General features: G+C 61.7%; 14 protein-coding genes and 1 pseudogene. 9 read left to right on the top strand and 6 right to left on the bottom strand.

The window, feature by feature from the left end:
- Nucleotides 1-186 precede the first annotated feature (186 nt).
- The 6 genes and pseudogenes from U5L73_RS10405 to U5L73_RS10380 all read left to right on the top strand — a co-directional run bounded on the left by U5L73_RS10405 (nucleotide 187) and on the right by U5L73_RS10380 (nucleotide 10,504).
- Complete coding sequence (locus U5L73_RS10405) at nucleotides 187-1,458, top strand: TolC family protein (protein ID WP_322563494.1); 1,272 nt, start codon at nucleotides 187-189, stop codon at nucleotides 1,456-1,458.
- Nucleotides 1,455-3,098, top strand: a complete 1,644-nt coding sequence (locus U5L73_RS10400) for an efflux RND transporter periplasmic adaptor subunit (protein WP_322562286.1) — start codon at nucleotides 1,455-1,457, stop codon at nucleotides 3,096-3,098. The genes U5L73_RS10405 and U5L73_RS10400 overlap by 4 nt, the downstream gene beginning before the upstream one ends.
- The gene (locus U5L73_RS10395; protein ID WP_322562285.1) at nucleotides 3,095-6,265 is read left to right on the top strand and encodes an efflux RND transporter permease subunit; all 3,171 of its coding nucleotides are present in this window, start codon (nucleotides 3,095-3,097) and stop codon (nucleotides 6,263-6,265) included. The genes U5L73_RS10400 and U5L73_RS10395 overlap by 4 nt, the downstream gene beginning before the upstream one ends.
- A gap of 69 nt (nucleotides 6,266-6,334) precedes the next feature.
- A complete protein-coding gene (locus tag U5L73_RS10390; RefSeq protein WP_322562284.1) occupies nucleotides 6,335-6,679 on the top strand; it encodes a copper-binding protein in 345 nt (114 codons plus the stop codon).
- Nucleotides 6,680-6,973: 294 nt separating this feature from the next.
- A pseudogene (locus tag U5L73_RS10385) lies at nucleotides 6,974-7,532 on the top strand (recombinase family protein).
- Nucleotides 7,533-7,534: 2 nt separating this feature from the next.
- Nucleotides 7,535-10,504, top strand: coding sequence for a Tn3 family transposase (locus U5L73_RS10380; RefSeq protein ID WP_322562283.1), 2,970 nt, complete (start codon nucleotides 7,535-7,537; stop codon nucleotides 10,502-10,504).
- Here U5L73_RS10380 and U5L73_RS10375 read toward each other — a convergent pair.
- From U5L73_RS10375 to U5L73_RS10365, 3 genes are read right to left on the bottom strand one after another with little or no spacing between them, the layout of a single operon-like run.
- Nucleotides 10,501-10,713 carry a GDCCVxC domain-containing (seleno)protein gene (locus tag U5L73_RS10375; protein ID WP_322562282.1) on the bottom strand — a complete coding sequence of 71 codons (213 nt, stop codon included), beginning with the start codon at nucleotides 10,711-10,713 and terminating at the stop codon, nucleotides 10,501-10,503. The genes U5L73_RS10380 and U5L73_RS10375 overlap by 4 nt on opposite strands.
- A gap of 7 nt (nucleotides 10,714-10,720) precedes the next feature.
- Complete coding sequence (gene merP, locus U5L73_RS10370; protein WP_322562281.1) at nucleotides 10,721-10,996, bottom strand: mercury resistance system periplasmic binding protein MerP; 276 nt, start codon at nucleotides 10,994-10,996, stop codon at nucleotides 10,721-10,723.
- 11 nt (nucleotides 10,997-11,007) lie between these two features.
- Nucleotides 11,008-11,355, bottom strand: coding sequence for a mercuric transporter MerT family protein (locus U5L73_RS10365; protein WP_416221300.1), 348 nt, complete (start codon nucleotides 11,353-11,355; stop codon nucleotides 11,008-11,010).
- Nucleotides 11,356-11,430: 75 nt separating this feature from the next.
- Here U5L73_RS10365 and merR point away from each other — a divergent pair, with 75 nt between their 5' ends.
- The 3 genes from merR (at nucleotide 11,431) to U5L73_RS10350 (ending at nucleotide 13,455) form a co-directional block, all read left to right on the top strand.
- The gene (gene merR, locus U5L73_RS10360) at nucleotides 11,431-11,829 is read left to right on the top strand and encodes an Hg(II)-responsive transcriptional regulator (RefSeq protein WP_322562279.1); all 399 of its coding nucleotides are present in this window, start codon (nucleotides 11,431-11,433) and stop codon (nucleotides 11,827-11,829) included.
- 160 nt (nucleotides 11,830-11,989) lie between these two features.
- Nucleotides 11,990-12,703 (top strand): YebC/PmpR family DNA-binding transcriptional regulator, encoded by a 714-nt coding sequence (locus tag U5L73_RS10355; protein WP_322562278.1) that lies wholly within the window; start codon nucleotides 11,990-11,992, stop codon nucleotides 12,701-12,703.
- A gap of 59 nt (nucleotides 12,704-12,762) precedes the next feature.
- Complete coding sequence (locus tag U5L73_RS10350; RefSeq protein ID WP_322562277.1) at nucleotides 12,763-13,455, top strand: cold shock and DUF1294 domain-containing protein; 693 nt, start codon at nucleotides 12,763-12,765, stop codon at nucleotides 13,453-13,455.
- Nucleotides 13,456-13,522: 67 nt separating this feature from the next.
- Here the strand turns inward: U5L73_RS10350 and U5L73_RS10345 are convergent, their stop codons facing one another.
- The 3 genes from U5L73_RS10345 to glgC are packed head-to-tail and all read right to left on the bottom strand — an operon-like array spanning nucleotide 13,523 to nucleotide 18,809.
- Nucleotides 13,523-16,015: a glycogen/starch/alpha-glucan phosphorylase gene (locus U5L73_RS10345; RefSeq protein WP_322562276.1), complete on the bottom strand. Its 2,493-nt coding sequence runs from the start codon at nucleotides 16,013-16,015 to the stop codon at nucleotides 13,523-13,525.
- On the bottom strand, nucleotides 16,012-17,481 hold the full coding sequence (glgA, locus tag U5L73_RS10340) for a glycogen synthase GlgA (RefSeq protein ID WP_322562275.1): 1,470 nt from the start codon (nucleotides 17,479-17,481) through the stop codon (nucleotides 16,012-16,014). The genes U5L73_RS10345 and glgA overlap by 4 nt, the downstream gene beginning before the upstream one ends.
- Before the next feature lie 23 nt (nucleotides 17,482-17,504).
- Nucleotides 17,505-18,809, bottom strand: coding sequence for a glucose-1-phosphate adenylyltransferase (gene glgC / locus U5L73_RS10335; protein ID WP_416221299.1), 1,305 nt, complete (start codon nucleotides 18,807-18,809; stop codon nucleotides 17,505-17,507).
- Nucleotides 18,810-18,857 lie beyond the last annotated feature (48 nt).

Raw genomic sequence — 18,857 nt, 5'->3', positions numbered from 1 at the left:
TGGTCAACAGTTCCTTGTCTGCGCTCGATCAATCGCGCGGGCATTCATCTCACATGGAGTTAGTCAATGCATTTACCTCACTCTCTGGGGGGTAGTACGCCTCCCGTTCACCGCGCTCGTCAGCGCAGGCTTCGCGGGCTCAGGCCGCTCACTGTTGTCGTACCAGTTGCCCTATTTTTGTTCGGTATGGTCGGCGTGGCTGCGGCACAAGCGGACTCCCCCGTCCTGACACTCGGAGCAGCTTTGGATGCTGCGCAGGCACGTTCTGCGACGCTTCAAGCGCAGGACGCTGCAACGCGCGTGGCCCGGGATATGGCGGTTTCCGCCGGTCGCCTGCCGGACCCTGTGCTGCGCCTGTCGGTAGACAACCTGCCCATCGAAGGGCCAATGCGCTACAGCCTGACGGACGACTTCATGACGATGCGATCGGTCAGCCTGATGCAGACCCTCCCCAACTCGGACAAACGCCAGGCTGGTAGCACGCGTTTCGAGCGCGAAGCCGAGGCCACATCGGCCATGCGCTCCCTCCAGCTGGCCAAGCTGTCCACCCAAACCGCCCGCGCCTGGTTCGAGCGCTATTTCCAGGAACAAATGCTTGGCCTGTTGCAGCGGCAGCGCGAGGAAGCCGGCCGGGTGATCGAGGCTGTGGAATCCGCCTATCGCGGCGGGCGCTCAGCCCAGGCCGACGTGTTGGCCACCCACGCAGCGGTGGCACGCATTGACGACCGGCTGCACGAGGTGCGTGCCGATCTGACCAATGCACTGGCGCTGTTGCAGCGCTGGGTGGGCGAAGCGGCAAGCCAGCCACTGGGCTCGTCGCCACCCTCGATCCATCGCACCCGCTTGTCGGGGCATCAGCTCCCCCACCAAATCGATCAGCATCCCGACATCACCGTGATGAACGCGCGCGAACGTGTCGCACTGGCCGACGCTGACGTGGCCAAACAGGACAAAAACGCCGACTGGAGCTGGTCTCTGATGTACAGCAAACGGGGCAGCCAGTTCGGCGACATGGTGTCGCTTGGCGTGTCCATTCCTCTGCAATGGGATCAGACCCGCAAACAGGACCGAGACCTGTCAGCCAGGTTGCAGCGCGTAGAGCAGGTACGGCTTGAGCGCGAAGAAATGCGGCGCGAGCATCTTTTTGAGGTGCAGCGCCTGCTTGCCAACTGGCAAAGCAACCTGAGCCGCCTCGCCGATTACGACAAGACCCTGATCCCGCTGACGACCGAACGCGTGGCGGCCACAGAAGCTGCTTTTCGAGGTGGCAAGGCACCGTTGGCCGCTGTTCTTGAAGCCCAGCGCATGGTGACCGACACCCGGATGGAGCGGCTGCGCATCGAAAAGCAGACCGCCGCTTGGTGGGCCGAGCTGGAGTTTCTGATTCCGCTCGACCCGGTGGCGCAAGCAACCCCAACGGACCCCTCCAATCCACCTGCTCAGGAGCAAAAACCATGAACAAGAAAACCATCGTCATCGCCTTGCTGGCAGCTGGAGTGCTCGGCACGGGCGGCTGGGGCGTCTATCAACTGGGTCTCAGGAACGGGATGGCGCACGCTCCGATGACAGCCTCCTCGCAAGCCAAAGGCCCACCTGCGGATACCCCGGTCGATCCCTCGACTTGGGGCATACCTGACGGTGAGGCGGCCACCCGGCGCCATATTGAAGCCGGCCTCAAGGGTGGCGATGTCGATCCGGTCACCGGTCGTCCCATCCTTCACTACCACGACCCGATGGTGCCGGGCAAAAAGTTCGAAGCGCCGGGCAAATCGCCCTTCATGGACATGATGCTGGTGCCCGCCTATGCCGGTGCTGCGGGTTCTGATGCCGGCACGGTCTCGGTCAGCTCGCGCATCCAGCAAAATCTGGGGTTGCGCACGGGAGAAGTCGTTTCTGGCCAACTGGTGCCCGAGGTTTCGGCGGTAGGCACCGTGGCCTGGAACGAACGCGGTCAAACCGTGGTGCAGGCACGCGCAACCGGCTTTGTCGAGAAGCTGCATGTGCGGGCGGCTCTGGATAGCGTAGTCAAGGGGCAGCCGCTACTGGACATGTATGTGCCCGACTGGGCGGCGGTCCAGGAAGATTACCTGACCGCCAAGCGTCTGCAGGGGCGCGGACTTGAGACGCTCGCCGATGGTGCCCGCCAGCGCATGCGGCAAGCTGGCATGAGCGAGGCGCAGATCGCCCTGGTCGAGCGCACGGGGCAGGTCCAGGCCCGCATGACCCTGGTTGCGCCAAGTGCTGGCGTGGTCACGGAACTGATGGCTCGCGAAGGCAGCACGGTGATGACGGGCATGCCGCTGATGCGCATCAATGATCTGTCCACCGTCTGGGTGCAGGCCGAGGTGCCGGAGAGCCAGGCCGCGCAAGTCGCCTCAGGCGCCCAAGTCACGGCGCAGACCCCGGCGTGGCCGGGCGAGGTGTTCCGGGGCCAGGTGCAGGCCTGGTTACCCGAGGTCAATCCGACGACGCGCACGCGCAAGGCGCGCATGGCCCTGTCCAACCCCAAAGCCCAACTGGTGCCCGGCATGTTCGTTCAGATGCAGCTCAGGCCAGCCAGCGGCGGGCAGGCTCGTTCCACCTTGCTGGTGCCCAGCGAGGCCCTGGTGCGCACCGGCAAACGCACGCTGGTCATGGCCGTCGAAGACGGGGCATTCCGTCCGCTTGAGGTGCAAGTGGGGCGCGAACAGAACGGCCAGGCCGAAATCCTGTCCGGGCTCAGCCAGGGTCAAAAGATCGTGCTGTCCGGGCAGTTCCTGATCGATTCGGAAGCCAGCCTGAAAGGCGTGGAAGCGCGCCTGTCCTCGGGCAAGGAGCCTGCTCTGACAAGCGCTGCGCAACCAACCGATCCCAAGACCTACCACACCAGTGCCCGCGTGGAAGCCGTGACTGGTGAAACCGTTACGCTGACCCATGCGGAAGTTCCCGCCTTGAAGTGGCCCGGCATGACCATGGACTTCAAGCTGGCGCCAGAGGTCTCGAAACAGCTTGCAGCGGGCAACGAGATTGAGATCGAGTTCCGCATGCAGGAAGGCGATGCACCGCAGATCATTCAATGGCAAGCGCGCACAGGCATGCCGAAAGGAGGTGCACGATGATCGCCCGACTGATCCATTGGTCGATTGCCAACCGCTTCCTGGTACTGATCGCCACCGGGCTGCTGGCGGCCTGGGGCATGGTTTCGCTGGTTCGCACGCCGCTAGACGCCTTGCCCGACCTGTCGGACACCCAAGTCATCATCCGCACCTCATGGCCGGGGCAGGCGCCGCAACTGGTCGAGAACCAGGTCACCTATCCGCTCACCACCACCATGCTGTCGGTGCCGGGGGCGCGGGTGGTGCGCGGCTATTCCTTCTTTGGCGACAGCTATGTCTATGTGCTGTTCAAGGACGAGACTGACCTGTATTGGGCGCGTTCGCGGGTGCTGGAGTACCTCAACCAGGTGCAGTCGCGCCTGCCGCCGGGGGCCAGCTCGGCGCTTGGCCCGGATGCGACCGGGGTGGGCTGGATTTACCAGTACGCGCTGACCGACAAGAGCGGCCAGCAGGATCTGGCGCAACTGCGCAGCCTGCAGGACTGGTTCCTCAAGTTCGAGCTGAAAACGGTGCCTGGCGTGGCCGAGGTGGCCACCATCGGCGGCATGGTCAAGCAATACCAGGTGGTGCTCGACCCGGACAAGCTGGCCGCCTACCGCATCCCGCACGGCAAGGTGATCGAGGCGATTCGCCGCGCTAACCAGGAAGCGGGTGGCTCGGTGCTGGAGATGGGCGAGGCCGAGTTCATGGTGCGCGCCTCGGGTTACCTGCAAAGCCTGGATGACTTCCGTGCCATCCCGTTGATGACCACCGACGCTGGCGTCTCAGTGCTGCTGGGCGACGTGGCGCAGGTGCAGATCGGTCCCGAGATGCGACGCGGTATCGGTGAGCTGGATGGCGAAGGCGAAGCCGTGGGCGGCGTGATCGTCATGCGCTCGGGCGAGAACGCGCTCTCCACCATTGAGGCGGTCAAGCAGAGACTCGCCGTCCTGAAACAGAGCCTGCCGCCGGGCGTGGAGATCGTCCCGACCTACGACCGTTCCGCGCTGATCGAGCGGGCCATCGAGAACCTCAGCCACAAGCTGATCGAGGAGTTTGTTGTGGTGGCGGTGGTATGTGCTCTGTTCCTCTTTCACCTGCGCTCTGCGCTGGTGGCCATCGTCTCCTTGCCCCTGGGCATTCTGGCCGCCTTCATCGTCATGCATGCGCAAGGCGTCAACGCCAACATCATGTCGCTGGGTGGTATTGCCATCGCCATTGGCGCCATGGTTGATGCAGCGGTGGTGATGATCGAGAACGCCCACAAGCACCTGGAGGAATGGGGCCACGAGAACCCTGGCAAGCTGCTGCAAGGCGATGCCCGCTGGCAGGTGATCGGCGATGCCGCCGCCGAGGTCGGCCCGGCGCTGTTCTTCTCGCTGTTGATCATCACCCTGTCCTTTGTGCCGGTGTTCACGCTCGAAGCGCAAGAAGGCCGCATGTTCTCGCCGCTGGCCTTCACCAAGACCTATGCCATGGCCGCCGCCGCAGGCCTCTCGGTGACGCTGATCCCGGTGTTGATGGGCTATCTCATTCGGGGGCGCATTCCAGACGAGCAGAAGAACCCTTTGAATCGCGTCCTGATCGCGATCTATCGCCCCTTGCTCGATGCCGTGCTGCGCTTTCCCAAGGCCACCATCGCCGTCGCGGTGCTGTTCTTCGGGCTGAGCCTGTGGCCCTTGCAGCATCTCGGCAGCGAGTTCATGCCGCCGCTCGACGAAGACGATTTGCTCTACATGCCGACCGCGCTGCCCGGGCTGTCTGCGGGCAAGGCGGCGCAATTGCTACAACAGACCAACCGGCTGATCAAGGCCGTGCCGGAAGTGGCCAGCGTCTACGGCAAGGCAGGCCGCGCGGTGACTGCGACCGACCCCGCACCGCTGGTGATGTTCGAGACCACCATTCAGTTCAAGCCGCAAAGCGAGTGGCGCCCCGGCATGACGCCTGAGAAAATTGTGGAGGAACTCGACAAGACCGTGCGCGTTCCTGGTCTGACCAACATCTGGATTCCGCCCATCCGCAACCGCCTGGACATGCTGGCCACCGGCATCAAGAGCCCGGTTGGGGTCAAGGTGCTGGGCAGCGACCTTGAGGTCATCAACCGGCTGACGGGCGAGATTGAGCAGGCGGTCAAAAATGTTCCGGGTGTCACCAGCGCCTTTGCCGAGCGACTCACGGGTGGGCGCTATGTGAACGTGGATATTCACCGCGAGCGGGCGGCCCGCTACGGGCTCAACATCGCCGACGTGCAGTCGGTGGTGGCCAGCAGCGTGGGCGGCATGAACATCAGCGAAACCATCGAAGGCTTGCAGCGCTATCCGATCAATGTGCGCTACCCGCGCGAAGTGCGCGATTCGCTGGACCGGCTGCGCAGCCTGCCCATCGTGACCCCGCGTGGACAGCAGCTCGTGCTGGGAGATGTGGCAGACATTCGCATCGACGACGGCCCGCCCATGCTGCGCAGCGAGAACGCCCGTCTGGCCGGTTTCGTCTACGTCGATCTACGCGGCCGCGACCTTGGCACGGCGGTGCGCGAGATGCAGCAAACGGTGGCTGAGCAGGTGAAATTGCCCCCGGGCTACGCGGTGTCGTGGTCGGGGCAGTTCGAGTTTCTGGAGCGGGCCACGGCCAAGCTCAAGCTGGTGGTGCCGTTCACGCTGCTGATCATTTTTGTGCTGCTGTATCTCACCTTCAAGCACTTCGGCGAGGCCCTGCTGCTGATGGCCACGCTGCCGTTTGCCCTGGTCGGCGGTATCTGGCTGCTGTATGGCCTGGGCTACAACCTGTCGGTGGCTGGCGTAGTGGGCTTCATTGCCCTGGCGGGGGTGTCGGCCGAGTTCGGCGTCATCATGCTGCTCTACCTCAAACAGGCCTGGATGGCGCGCGTTGATCAAAACCAGACCAGCGAAGCCGACCTGCTCGACGCCATCCGAGAAGGCGCAGTGCTGCGCGTGCGCCCCAAGGCGATGACGGTGGCGGTGATTCTGGCGGGCCTGTTCCCGATCATGTGGGGCAGCGGCACCGGCAGCGAGGTCATGCAGCGCATCGCTGCGCCCATGGTCGGCGGCATGATCACCGCGCCGCTGCTGTCGATGTTCGTGATCCCGGCGGCTTATTTCCTGATGCGCCGACCGCCCCGACAGTCGAACGCGCAAGGGCAACCCATTCATTCGCAAGGCGACAGCCTGTGATGAAAACCACTGGTCCCCGGCCTTGGCCAGGGAGCGGTATTCCTACTCACTTATTGGAGAAATATGAACATGAAGAAGTCACTGATCACCTCACTCGCAGCCGTCGTTTTGCTCTCGGCCACGGCCGCGATGGCGCAGCAAAAATCGATGGAGGGCATGAAGGAGATGCCGATGGGAAAGCCGGCCGCCGGGCAATCCATGCACATGGCCAAAGGCAAGGTAACCAGGGTAGACGCAGGCGCCAATCTCGTCACCCTTGCCCATGAACCCGTCAAGAGCCTGAACTGGCCAGCCATGACCATGGGGTTCCAGGTCAAGGACAAGATGCTGCTGGACCAACTCTCAGTCGGTAAAACCGTCGAATTCGAGTTCGTCAAGGGCGGCAAGGGCTATGTAATCACTGGCGTGAAGTAAGCGTCCTGCGGTGAGTGAAGCAGACGGGCTTCGTGCTCGTCTGCGTTCTTTATCTCACTGATAGCACCTGCGCTACTATTGGATTGGACGGTCGCTGACCCTGTGCCGAGAAAACAGATTACGCGACGCGTCCATGTGGTGACTGGGGACGGCATGTCAATTTGAGCTATACCCTATCCTGATGTCAGGCACTTCGCACGCTTAGCGTCAGAATAGGCTTTGGTTTGTAATTTATTGACACATGCCGCCAAACGTCATAGGTTCTTTCCTGACACATTCAGCATCGGAGGCGTCTTGAAAGGTCAACGTATCGGCTATGTCCGGGTCAGCAGCTTCGACCAGAACCCGGAACGGCAACTTGAACAAGTCCATGTGGACAAGGTGTTCACCGACAAGGCATCGGGCAAGGACACCCAGCGGCCGGAACTTGATGCCTTGCTGTCATTTGTGCGCGACGGCGACACGGTGGTGGTGCATAGCATGGATCGGCTGGCCCGCAATCTTGATGACCTGCGCCACCCTGGTGCAAAAGCTGACGAAGCGCGGTGTGCGCATCGAGTTCGCCAAGGAATGCTTGACCTTTACCGGCGAGGACTCGCCGATGGCGAATCTCATGCTGTCGGTGATGGGCGCGTTTGCCGAGTTCGAGCGTGCCTTGATTCAGGAGCGGCAGCGTGAAGGTATTGCGCTGGCCAAGCAGCGTGGCGCGTACCGGGGCCGGAAAAAGTCCCTGAGCGAACCACAAATTGTCGAGCTGAAGCGCCGCATTACTGAGGGCGAGCAAAAAGCGGCTGTCGCCCGCGACTATGGCATCAGCCGCGAAACCCTGTATCAATACTTGAGAACTGGATAGCTATGCCACGTCGTTCCTTCCTGTCCGCCGCCGAGCGGGAAAACCTGCTGGCGTTGCCGGACACCAAGGACGACCTGATCCGGTATTACACCTTCAGCGAAACAGACCTCGCCCTCATCCGGCAGAGGCGCGGCCCAGCCAACCGTCTGGGCTTCGCCGTGCAGCTTTGCTACCTGCGCTTCCCCGGCATCATCCTTGGTGTCGATCAACCGCCGTTTCCACCCTTGCTGAAACTGGTCGCCGATCAGCTCAAGGTTGGCGTCGAAAGCTGGAACGAGTACGGGCAACGAGAGCAGACCCGCCGCGAGCACCTGGCCGAGCTGCAAACGGTGTTCGGCTTCCAGCCTTTCACCATGAGCCACTACCGGCAAGCCGTGCACACGCTGACCGAGCTGGCCATGCAGACCGACAAAGGCATCGTTCTGGCCAGCGCCTTGATTGAGCATCTACGACGGCAGTCGGTCATTCTGCCCGCGATCAACGCCATCGAGCGCGCCAGTGCCGAGGCCATCACCCGCGCCAATCGGCGCATTTACGAAACACTGTCCGAGCCACTGTCGAATGGGCACCGGCATCGACTTGATGAGCTGTTGAAGCGCCGCGACAACGGCAAGACCACTTGGCTGGCTTGGCTGCGGCAATCGCCCGCCAAACCGAACTCTCGCCACATGCTCGAACACATCGAACGTCTCAAAGCTTGGCAGGCGCTCGATTTGCCCACCGACATCGAGCGGCTGGTTCACCAGAACCGGCTGCTCAAGATCGCTCGTGAGGGTGGCCAGATGACGCCAGCCGACTTGGCCAAGTTTGAGCCACAACGGCGGTATGCCACCCTCGTGGCGCTCGCTATCGAGGGCATGGCCACCGTCACCGGCGAAATCATTGACCTGCACGACCGCATCCTGGGCAAGCTGTTCAACGCAGCCAAGAACAAGCATCAGCAACAGTTCCAGGCATCCGGCAAGGCGATCAACGCCAAGGTACGGCTGTACGGGCGCATCGGTCAGGCGCTGATCGACGCCAAGCAATCGGGTCGTGACCCGTTCGCCGCCATCGAAGCTGTCATGTCCTGGGACGCTTTCGCCGAGAGCGTCACCGAGGCGCAGAAGCTCGCACAGCCCGAAGACTTCGATTTCCTGCACCGCATCGGCGAGAGCTACGCCACCCTGCGCCGCTACGCGCCTGAATTTTTAGCTGTGCTCAAGCTGCGGGCTGCGCCCGCCGCCAAGGACGTGCTCGAAGGCATCGAGGTGCTGCGCGGCATGAACGCCGACAACGCCCGCAAGGTGCCTGCCGATGCGCCGACCGCTTTCATCAAGAAACGCTGGGAGAAACTGGTGATGACCGATGCCGGTATCGACAGGCGCTATTACGAGCTGTGCGCACTGTCGGCGCTGAAGAACGCGCTGCGTTCCGGGGACATCTGGGTGCAAGGTTCGCGCCAGTTCAAGGACTTCGAGGACTACCTGGTGCCGTCCGAGAAGTTCGCCAGCCTCAAGAAGGCCAGCGAATTGCCGCTGGCCGTGGCCACCGACTGCGACCAGTACCTGCACGACCGGCTGACGCTGCTGGAAACGCAGCTCGCCACCGTCAACCGCATGGCGGCGGCCAACGACCTGCCTGACGCCATCATCACCGAGTCCGGCTTGAAGATCACGCCATTGGATGCAGCGGTGCCCGACACCGCGCAGGCGCTGATCGACCAGACGGCAATGGCGCTGCCGCATATCAAGATCACCGAATTGTTGTTGGAGGTCGATGAGTGGACGGACTTCACCCGGCACTTTGCGCACCTGAAATCGGGCGACCTGGCCAAGGACAAGCACCTGCTGCTGTCCACCATTCTGGCTGATGCGATCAACCTGGGACTGACCAAGATGGCAGAGTCTTGCCCCGGCACGACCTACGCCAAGCTGTCCTGGCTGCAAGCCTGGCATATCCGCGACGAAACCTATTCGACAGCGCTGGCGGAGCTGGTGAACGCGCAGTTCCGCCATCCCTTTGCCGCACATTGGGGCGACGGCACCACGTCATCATCGGACGGCCAGAACTTCCGAACTGGCAGCAAGGCCGAGAGTACCGGCCACATCAACCCGAAATATGGCAGCAGTCCAGGGCGAACTTTCTACACCCACATTTCCGACCAATACGCGCCGTTTCATATCAAGGTGGTCAACGTCGGCGTGCGCGACTCGACCTATGTGCTCGACGGCCTGCTGTACCACGAGTCCGACCTACGCATTGAGGAACACTACACAGACACGGCGGGCTTCACCGATCACGTTTTTGCGCTGATGCACCTGCTGGGCTTCCGCTTCGCGCCACGCATCCGCGACCTGGGCGACACCAAGCTCTACATTCCCAAGGGCGATGCCGCCTATAATGCGCTCAAGCCGATGATCAGCAGCGACCGGCTGAACATCAAGGCCATTCGGGCGCATTGGGATGAAATTCTGCGGCTGGCCACTTCGATCAAACAGGGCACGGTGACCGCCTCGCTAATGTTGAGAAAGCTCGGCAGCTATCCGCGCCAGCACGGCTTGGCCGTCGCCCTGCGCGAGCTGGGTCGAATCGAGCGCACGCTGTTCATCCTGGACTGGCTGCAAAGCGTAGAGCTACGCCGCCGCGTGAATGCCGGGCTGAACAAAGGCGAGGCCCGCAACGCGCTGGCCCGCGCCGTGTTCTTCAACCGCCTGGGCGAAATCCGCGACCGCAGCTTTGAGCAACAACGCTACCGCGCCAGTGGCCTCAACTTGGTGACGGCGGCCATCGTGCTGTGGAACACGGTCTATCTGGAACGGACCGCGAGCGCCTTGCGCGGCCACGGCCACGCTGCCGATGACACGCTATTGCAATACCTGTCGCCGCTGGGCTGGGAGCACATCAACCTAACCGGTGATTACCTGTGGCGCAGCAGCGCCAAGGTCGGTGCGGGCAAGTTCAGACCGCTACGACCACTGCAACCACTCTAGCCACAGCACCCCCTCTGCTGTTGAATCGGCGGGCATGGCACCGAACCGAACGAACAGAACACGCAGCAGTCGCCCGGTTTCGGACGCAGCAGCGCCTTGCATTGGCTGCACTCATAGTAAAACTGGCAGGCGTCGGTAGGCATAGTTTCCTGCTGGGCATGGCCACAATGCGGACAGGTCAGCACGGATTCCAGAATGACGGCGCTCATCGTCTGATCACTTGTGCACGGTGGACGGATAGCCTGCGTTCGTCGTGGCCTTGGTCAGCGCTTCCGGTTGTGCTTTGTCGGCGTCATAGCTGATGGTGGCGGTCTTTTGGTCGAAATCGACCTTGACCGCGCTCACACCGGGCACCTTTTCCAGAGACTTCTTGACCGTGATCGGGCACAGCTCACAGGTCATGTTTTGCACGTCGAGCGTTACGGTTTTCGGGGTAGCGGCCACTGTCGCCAGTGGCAGCGCGATCAGCGCCGCGAACAGTAATTTGCGCATGGAATTTCCTTTCAATAAAACAACGGAGCCAGCCACGGCACGGCCAGCAGGCCGAGCAACAGAACGGCGACGATCCAGAAGGTGAGCCGCTGCCGCTGGAGCGTGCGCGGATCGGCGCAGGGCGTGCCCGGTGTGCATACCTGTGGCACCAGATAGAGCTTGCGGAAGGCCAGCCCAAGAAACAGCAGCGTCAAGCCAATGAAGATAGGCCGGTACGGCTCCATCGCCGTGAGGTTGCCTATCCATGTGCCGCCGATGCCGAGCGCCAACAGCACGAGCGGCCCAACACAGCAGACCGATGCACCGATGGCCGCCACTACACCTGCGATCAGCGAGCCTTTGCCAGTGAGTTGTGCCATTGCCATTCCTTGAACTTATGTACCCAGATGTTATTCTATATTCCGTACCCGAGTACGGAATCAAGAGGAATTTGCATGGGCGCAGAACTGACCATAGGCAAGCTCGCGGAAGCGGGTGGAGTGAATATCGAGACAATCCGCTATTACCAACGGCGCGGCCTACTGGATGAGCCCCCCAAGCCTCTGGGCGGCCATCGGCGCTACGCGCCGGAGCAGGCCAAGCGCGTGCGCTTCATCAAGCGAGCGCAGGCGCTTGGCTTCACGCTGGACGAAGTGGGCGCGTTGCTGACGCTGGATGCAGCCTGCGCCTGCATGGAAACGCTGGCACTGGCGACCCGTAAGCTAGCATTGATCGAGAAGAAGATGGCTGACCTTGTTGCTATACGTCAAGTGCTGGGTGGTTTGGTGCAGCAATGCGACGCGGGCAACGGAAGTGCGGTTTGCCCAATCATCGACGTGTTGGCTCGGGATTGAGCCTTATCGTGCTTTGTTTTCCGTTTTCTGAGACGACCCCTACTTGTTCCACACCCAGGTGGAACATCGCATTGCCCAATGGCGCGCTGCGCCCGGCACCGGCTCAGCGACTCAGGCAGCCAAGTAAAATCAAACGCTTCAATATCAAGAAAGACTCGCTATGGGCGCGCAATGGAAAGCAAAGGGCAAGGCCCTGGTGGCCGATGCCAAGGGCCGGCTGTTTACCAAGCTGGTAAAAGAAATTACGGTAGCCGCCCGCGGCGGCGCAGACCCCGCCGCCAACGCCAAGCTGCGCCTGGTGGTCGAGCAGGCCCGCAAAGTTTCCATGCCCAAAGACACCTTGGACCGCGCCATCAAAAAAGGTGCTGGCCTGACCGGTGAAGTCATCAACTACGAGCACGTCATCTACGAAGGCTTTGCGCCCCACCAAGTGGCGGTAATGGTCGAGTGCCTGACCGACAACGTGAAGCGCACCGCCCCAGAAATGCGGGTGCTATTCCGCAAAGGCCAGTTGGGCATCAGCGGCTCGGTAGCATGGGACTTTAACCACCTGGGCATGATCGAAGCCTCCCCCGCCGCTGCCGACTCGGATGCTGAAGTGGCCGCTATTGAGGCCGGTGCGCAAGACTTTGAAGCCGGTGACGAAGAAGGCAACACCGTGTTCTACACCGACCCCGCCGACCTGGACCTGGTCGCCCGCGCCTTGTCCAACTTCGGCTTCAACGTGCTGTCGATGAAGCTGGGTTACAAGGCCAAAAATCCGGTAGACCCCACTAGCCTGAGCGCCGAAGCGCTGGAAGAGGTAGAAGCCTTTTTGGCCGCCATTGACGGCAACGACGACGTGCAGAACGTCTACGTGGCACTGGGCGGTTGATAGCTGCCACCGAGCCAGCGATAGCCGCAACATAGCGGCACGCGCAGGGAGGACTTCACATGAAAAAGCAGGGCCAAGTGGTCCGGTTCGACGAGCAGCGAGGCTTTGGCTTTATTCGCTGCAATGCAACCAGCCAAGATATCTTTTTTCATATCCGTGACTGTCACGGTGGTACTCAGCCCCCGTTGGGTGCCACGGTAGATTTTGAAGAAATTCACATGAGCGGCAAAGGCCCGAGGGCCATGGCCGTGCGTCAGCGCAACCTAGGCGCTTTACCCCCTAGCTCTCGGGACGGTCACCGCGCCCCTATTAACCACCGCTCTGTGCCACGCGCTGTTACCAGCGCAACACGCCCCCGCCAAGAGGCCAGGCAGCCAGAAGCATCTGCGCCTTTGATGGGAGTTGGCTCCTTGACCCTGATCTGGATCGCCTTACTGACCTGGGGCATCTGGCAACACAGGCTCCCGACCCTGGCGGCGCTCGGTGCGGTGGGCATCAACCTCGCCACCTTCTTTGCCTACTGGGTGGACAAATATGCGGCACAAAAAGGCCAGTGGAGAACCAAGGAAGACACCTTGCACCTGCTCGCGCTGGCAGGTGGCTGGCCTGCTGCGCGAGCGGCCCAGCAAGTGCTGCGGCACAAAACGGTGAAAGCCAGTTTTCAAACCACCTACTGGCTGACAGTCTGGTTGCACCTGGCTGGGCTGGCGGGCTACCTCTTCTGGGAGCGGACTCAATCGCTCCTAAAATAATAGCTACTCGCCTAATTGATACGCGGGCTAGAGGCCGATTTCCATTGAAACCGGCCTCCTCCATGACCTAACTTGCCAGCTCGAGCGGCTTGCACTTCCAAATCTTATCTGCGTACTCCGCAATCGTGCGGTCGGCAGAAAACGGCCCCATGGCCGCCACGTTGCGCAGGGCCTTGATGGACCAAGCCTCTATGCTTTGGTAGGCCACATCCACCTGCTCTTGCGCGGCGATGTAGGCGGCGTAATCGGCCAACAGCAGGTAGTGGTCGCCCCAGTTCACAAGCAGGTCGTAAATGCTCTGGAAGCGGCCGGGCTCGTCGGGGCTGAAGACGCCATCGCGGATGGCTTCCAGCACCGCAGTCAGTTCGGCATTGCCCTCGGCAATGGCGCGCGGCTGGTAGCCAGCGGCGCGGGTGGCGGCCACTTCGGGCGTGGTCAGGCCGAAGATGAAGATGTTGTCGGCACCCACGTTGTCCAGAATCTCCACATTGGCGCCGTCCAGCGTGCCAATGGTGAGCGCGCCGTTGAGGGCGAACTTCATGTTGCCGGTGCCCGATGCCTCGGTGCCTGCGGTGGAGATTTGCTCTGACAAATCAGCCGCCGGGATGATGCGCTCGGCCAGGCTTACGCTGTAGTTGGGGATGAACACCACCTTAAGTAAGTTGCCGACGCGCGGGTCGTTGTTGACCACGCTGGCTACGTTATTGATGAGGTGAATGATCTGCTTGGCCATGTGGTAAGCCGAAGCGGCTTTGCCGGCAAACACCACAACGCGAGGTACAGGGGGCGTCACCGTCACCGAGCCGGAGTTGTTGATGATGCGCAAGTAACGGGTGACCACGTGCAGCACATTGAGCAATTGGCGCTTGTACTCGTGAATGCGCTTGACCTGCACGTCGTAGAGCGCATCAGTCGGGATCGTGAGGCCCATGTTGGCCTGCACCCACGCGGCCAGGCGCTGCTTGTTGGCGAGCTTGGCACCCTGGAAGGCCTCGATGACTTTGGGCTGGGTCAGCACCGCGTTCAGGCCGCTGAGTTGCGTGAGGTCACGGCGCCAGCCGGTGCCGACCTGCTTGTCCAGCACCGCTGACAGCGCCGGGTTCGCTTGTGCCAGCCAGCGGCGTGGGGTGATGCCGTTGGTTTTATTGTTGAAACGCTCGGGCCAGAGCTTGGCAAAGTCGAAGAAGATGCTTTCTTTCATCAGCTCCGAGTGCAAGGCCGAGACGCCGTTGACCGAGTGGCTGGTGATGACGGCCAGGTAAGCCATGCGAACGCGGCGCTCACCGCCCTCGTCCACCAGGCTTACCTTGCGCAGCAACTCGGGGCTGCCACCGCGTAGGGATATCTGGTGCAAAAACTGGGCGTTGATGTCGTAAATGATTTGCAGGTGGCGCGGCAGGATGCGCCCCATCATCTCCACCGGCCAAGTCTCCAGCGCCTCGTGCATGAGGGTGTGGTTGGTGTAACTGAACACACCCTGGCAGAGCCGCCAGGCGTCGGCCCAAGACAGGTGGTGCTCGTCGAGCAGCAGGCGCATGAGCTCGGGAATCGCCAGCACCGGGTGGGTGTCGTTGAGGTGGATGCTGACCTTGTCGGGCAGGCTCTCAAAGTTGTCGTGCGTGCGCAGGTAGCGACGTAGTAAGTCTTGCACGCTGGCGCTGCAAAAGAAGTATTCCTGGTGCAAGCGCAACTCTTTGCCGGATGCGGTGGAATCATCGGGGTAGAGCACGCGGGACACGTTCTCGGAGTGGTTTTTGGTCTCCACCGCCGCCATGTAGTTGCCGCGGTTGAAGGCGCCCAGGTCAATCTCTTGGGTAGCTTTGGCAGACCACAAGCGCAAGGTGTTGGTAGCCTTGGTGGCGTAGCCGGGGATGATGGTGTCGTAGGCCATGGCCTGCACATCGTGGCTGTCCACCCAATTGTAGGCGCTGCCCTCTTTCACCACATGGCCACCGAACTGCACGCGGTAGTTCACCTCGGGGCGCGGAAACTCCCACGGGTTGCCGTGGGTGAGCCAGTAGTCGGGCACCTCCACTTGGCGGCCGTCCACGATGGTTTGCTTAAACATGCCGTAGTCATAGCGAATGCCGTAGCCAAAGCCGGGAATATTCAGCGTGGCCATCGAATCTAGAAAACACGCGGCCAAGCGGCCCAAACCACCGTTGCCCAGCGCCGCATCGGGCTCCAGCTCGGTGACTGCGTCGATGTCCACCCCGAAGTCGGCCAGGGCTTGTTTGACCCGCTCACGCAGGCCAACGGCGAGCATGGCGTTGCTGAAGGTGCGACCGATCAAAAACTCCATGCTGAGGTAGTACACGCGCTTGGAGTCTTGGGCGTATTGGGCGCGGGTCGTGGTCATCCAGCGCTCCACCAGCTGATCGCGCACCGCATAGGCAGCGGCGTGCAACCAGTCCTCGGGGCGGGCAGCTTCTGGGTCTTTACCCACCACGAACATGAGCTTGTTGGCGATGGAGCGTTTCAGGGATTCGAGGTCGCGCCCGGGCGCATCAAATTCAAAGGTCACAGGGGCACTCGTCATAGGGGTGGTAGGGGTGGTCATTCTTGAATCAACCTTTGGTAAAGGTGGGTGTAGTGCCCGGCGGCGGTAGCCCAGTCGAAGGCAAGCTTCATGCCGGTTTGGCGCACGCGGTTCCATTCCGCCTTGCGGTGATAGAGGGCAAAGGCGCGACGCACTGCTTTGCGGTAGGCGGTTTCGTCAAACGCATCAAATACAAAGCCGGTGGCGGTGCGGTCTTCCAGGGTTTCGAGATCACTGTCCACCACCGTGTCAGCCAAGCCACCCACGCGGCGCACCAAAGGCAAGCTGCCGTATTTGAGGCCATACATCTGGGTCAAGCCACAGGGCTCGAATCGCGAGGGCACCAGGGTTACGTCGCTGCCGGCGAACACCCGGTGGGCAAAGGATTCGTCATAGCCCAGCTTCACGGCCACCCGGCCGGCGTGGGTTTTGGCGCGCTCTGTGAAAGCCTGCTCCAGCCAGGCGTCGCCACTGCCCAGCACCAATAACTGGCCGCCGCGCGTCACAATTTCATCCAAACCGGCAAGCACCAAGGGCAGGCCTTTCTGATCCGTGAGACGGCTCACCACGGCGAAGAGGGGCGCATCGGCATCCACATCCATTCCCATGGCGCCTTGCAACAAAGCTTTGTTAATGGCTTTGCCCGACATGTGGCGGGCGTCATAGTGGTGTTCCAGCAAGGCGTCACTGGTGGGATTCCAGACGGTGTCATCCACTGCGTTCAGGATGCCACTCAAAGCGTCGCGTCGCGCCATGAGGAGGCCGTCCAGCCCGCAGCCCTGCTCCGGCGTTTGGATTTCACGGGCATAGGTGGGGCTCACGGTGGTGATGTGGTTCGCGTAAAACAAGCCCGCCTTCATGAACGAGAGCTGCCCATGAAACTCCATACCCTGCACGTGAAAGGCCTCGCCGGGAAGACCGAGGTCGCCGAAATACTGCGGGCCAAATACGCCCTGGTATGCCAGGTTGTGCACGGTAAACACCGAGGGCACCCGTGTGGCGCCGCGGTCGGCCCACAGCTTGAGATACGCACTGGCCAGCCCAGCATGCCAATCGTGGCTGTGCACCAGTTGAGCGCGCCACAGGCCGTCCATGCCATGAGCGAGATGGGCCGCTGCTTGGCCCAGTGCTGCGAAACGGCGGTGGTTGTCGCCATAGGGTTGCTTGTTGGCATCTTCATAAGGATTGCCCGGGCGCTCATAGAGGCCAGGTGCCATGAGCACATAAGCGCCCTGCTGCATGTCACCCCTGGCGAGCGCTGGCAACTCGCCGTAGACAACTTCCACCATTTCGCCCCAAGGCATCACAAACGCCCCTACCGGTGCTGCATTGCGCAGGCCCGCCACAACGGCCGGAAAGCCGGGCAGCAGCACCCGTACATCGCATCCCGCTTCATGCAAAGCCGCCGGCAGCGCACCGGCAATGTCAGCCAGCCCTCCCGTTTTGAGCAGAGGGAAAATTTCGGCACTGACTTGCAGGATGCGCATGGGCGATCTTTCGTAGAACTAAGTTATTGGGCTTCCAGCCGCTTCAGCATGTCTTTGGTGATCAGGACGACGCCGTTGTCGGTGCGCTCAAAACGCGCGGCGTCCGCCACCGGGTCTTCGCCCACGATGAGCCCATCCGGAACCTCCACACCCCGGTCAATCACCACCCTGCTGAGGCGGCAACCCCGCCCCACGGTGACCTCAGGCAGCAATACGGCCTGGTCAATCACACAAAACGAATGGATGCGCACACTGCTAAACAGCACCGAGTTGCTCACCACCGAGCCCGACACAATGCAGCCGCCCGACACCATGGTGTTGATGGCCTGGCCGTGCTTGCCATCGGCATCCTGCACAAACTTGGCCGGTGGCAACTGGCGCTGGCTAGTCCAGATGGGCCAATTGGTGTCGTAGATATCCAGCTCCGGGGTGACCGATGCGAGATCAAGGTTGGCTTCCCAAAAGGCGTCGATGGTACCCACATCGCGCCAATAGGGCACGGCGTCCGGGGTGGACGACACACACGACATAGAGAACGGGTGCGCCACTGCCCTGCCCTCGCGCACCACGCGGGGAATCACGTCTTTGCCGAAATCGTGGCTGGACTCAGGGTTGGCCAAATCATCTTCCAGCAAGTCGTACAGGTACTTGGAGTCGAAGATGTAAATGCCCATGCTGGCCAGAGACACCGCGTCGTTGCCGGGCATGGCCGGTGGGTTGGCAGGTTTCTCGACAAACTCGGTGATTTTGCGGGTGCCGTCCACAGCCATCACACCAAAGGCGGTAGCCTCTGCACGCGGCACTTCGATACAGCCCACGGTGCAGCCAGCGCCGCTCTCCACGTGGTCTTTGAGCATCAGCGAGTAATCCATTTTGTAGATGTGGTCACCGGCCAGCACCACCACGTATTCAGGCTTGCTGCTCTGGATGATGTCCAGGTTCTGGTAGATCGCATCCGCGGTACCGCGGTACCAGTGCTCTTCGTCCACCCGCTGCTGGGCGGGCAACAGGTCGACCATCTCGTTGAGTTCGGCACGCAGAAAGCTCCAGCCGCGCTGCAAGTGGCGCAACAGCGAGTGCGACTTGTACTGGGTGATCACTCCGATGCGGCGAATGCCGGAGTTCACGCAGTTGGAGAGCGCAAAGTCAACGATACGGAACTTGCCGCCAAAGTACACCGCCGGCTTGGCGCGCCGGTCGGTCAATTGCTTGAGGCGGGAGCCGCGGCCACCGGCCAGCACCAAGGCGATGGTGCGGCGCACCAGCATGTGGGGCTGCATGTGGCGCTCTTGAAGCGCGAGGTTGCGGGCGTTGTCTTGGGTGCTCATGGGTTTGTCTCCTGTCGCTTAGGTTTGTTTTTAAAAAAGGTATGCCTG

Source organism: Rhodoferax sp. (assembly GCF_034520025.1).
GTDB lineage: Bacteria > Pseudomonadota > Gammaproteobacteria > Burkholderiales > Burkholderiaceae_C > Allorhodoferax.
This window is presented reverse-complemented; position numbering and strand designations above follow the sequence as displayed.

Coding starts and splice junctions, on each gene's coding strand:
- U5L73_RS10395 (WP_322562285.1), top strand. CDS start 3,095: ATGATCGCCCGACTGATCCATTGGTCGATTGCCAACCGCTTCCTGGTA.
- U5L73_RS10365 (WP_416221300.1), bottom strand. CDS start 11,355: ATGGCACAACTCACTGGCAAAGGCTCGCTGATCGCAGGTGTAGTGGCG.
- U5L73_RS10380 (WP_322562283.1), top strand. CDS start 7,535: ATGCCACGTCGTTCCTTCCTGTCCGCCGCCGAGCGGGAAAACCTGCTG.
- U5L73_RS10350 (WP_322562277.1), top strand. CDS start 12,763: ATGAAAAAGCAGGGCCAAGTGGTCCGGTTCGACGAGCAGCGAGGCTTT.
- U5L73_RS10345 (WP_322562276.1), bottom strand. CDS start 16,015: ATGACCACCCCTACCACCCCTATGACGAGTGCCCCTGTGACCTTTGAA.
- U5L73_RS10390 (WP_322562284.1), top strand. CDS start 6,335: ATGAAGAAGTCACTGATCACCTCACTCGCAGCCGTCGTTTTGCTCTCG.
- U5L73_RS10355 (WP_322562278.1), top strand. CDS start 11,990: ATGGGCGCGCAATGGAAAGCAAAGGGCAAGGCCCTGGTGGCCGATGCC.
- merP (WP_322562281.1), bottom strand. CDS start 10,996: ATGCGCAAATTACTGTTCGCGGCGCTGATCGCGCTGCCACTGGCGACA.
- U5L73_RS10375 (WP_322562282.1), bottom strand. CDS start 10,713: ATGAGCGCCGTCATTCTGGAATCCGTGCTGACCTGTCCGCATTGTGGC.
- U5L73_RS10400 (WP_322562286.1), top strand. CDS start 1,455: ATGAACAAGAAAACCATCGTCATCGCCTTGCTGGCAGCTGGAGTGCTC.
- glgC (WP_416221299.1), bottom strand. CDS start 18,809: ATGAGCACCCAAGACAACGCCCGCAACCTCGCGCTTCAAGAGCGCCAC.
- merR (WP_322562279.1), top strand. CDS start 11,431: ATGGGCGCAGAACTGACCATAGGCAAGCTCGCGGAAGCGGGTGGAGTG.
- glgA (WP_322562275.1), bottom strand. CDS start 17,481: ATGCGCATCCTGCAAGTCAGTGCCGAAATTTTCCCTCTGCTCAAAACG.
- U5L73_RS10405 (WP_322563494.1), top strand. CDS start 187: ATGGTCGGCGTGGCTGCGGCACAAGCGGACTCCCCCGTCCTGACACTC.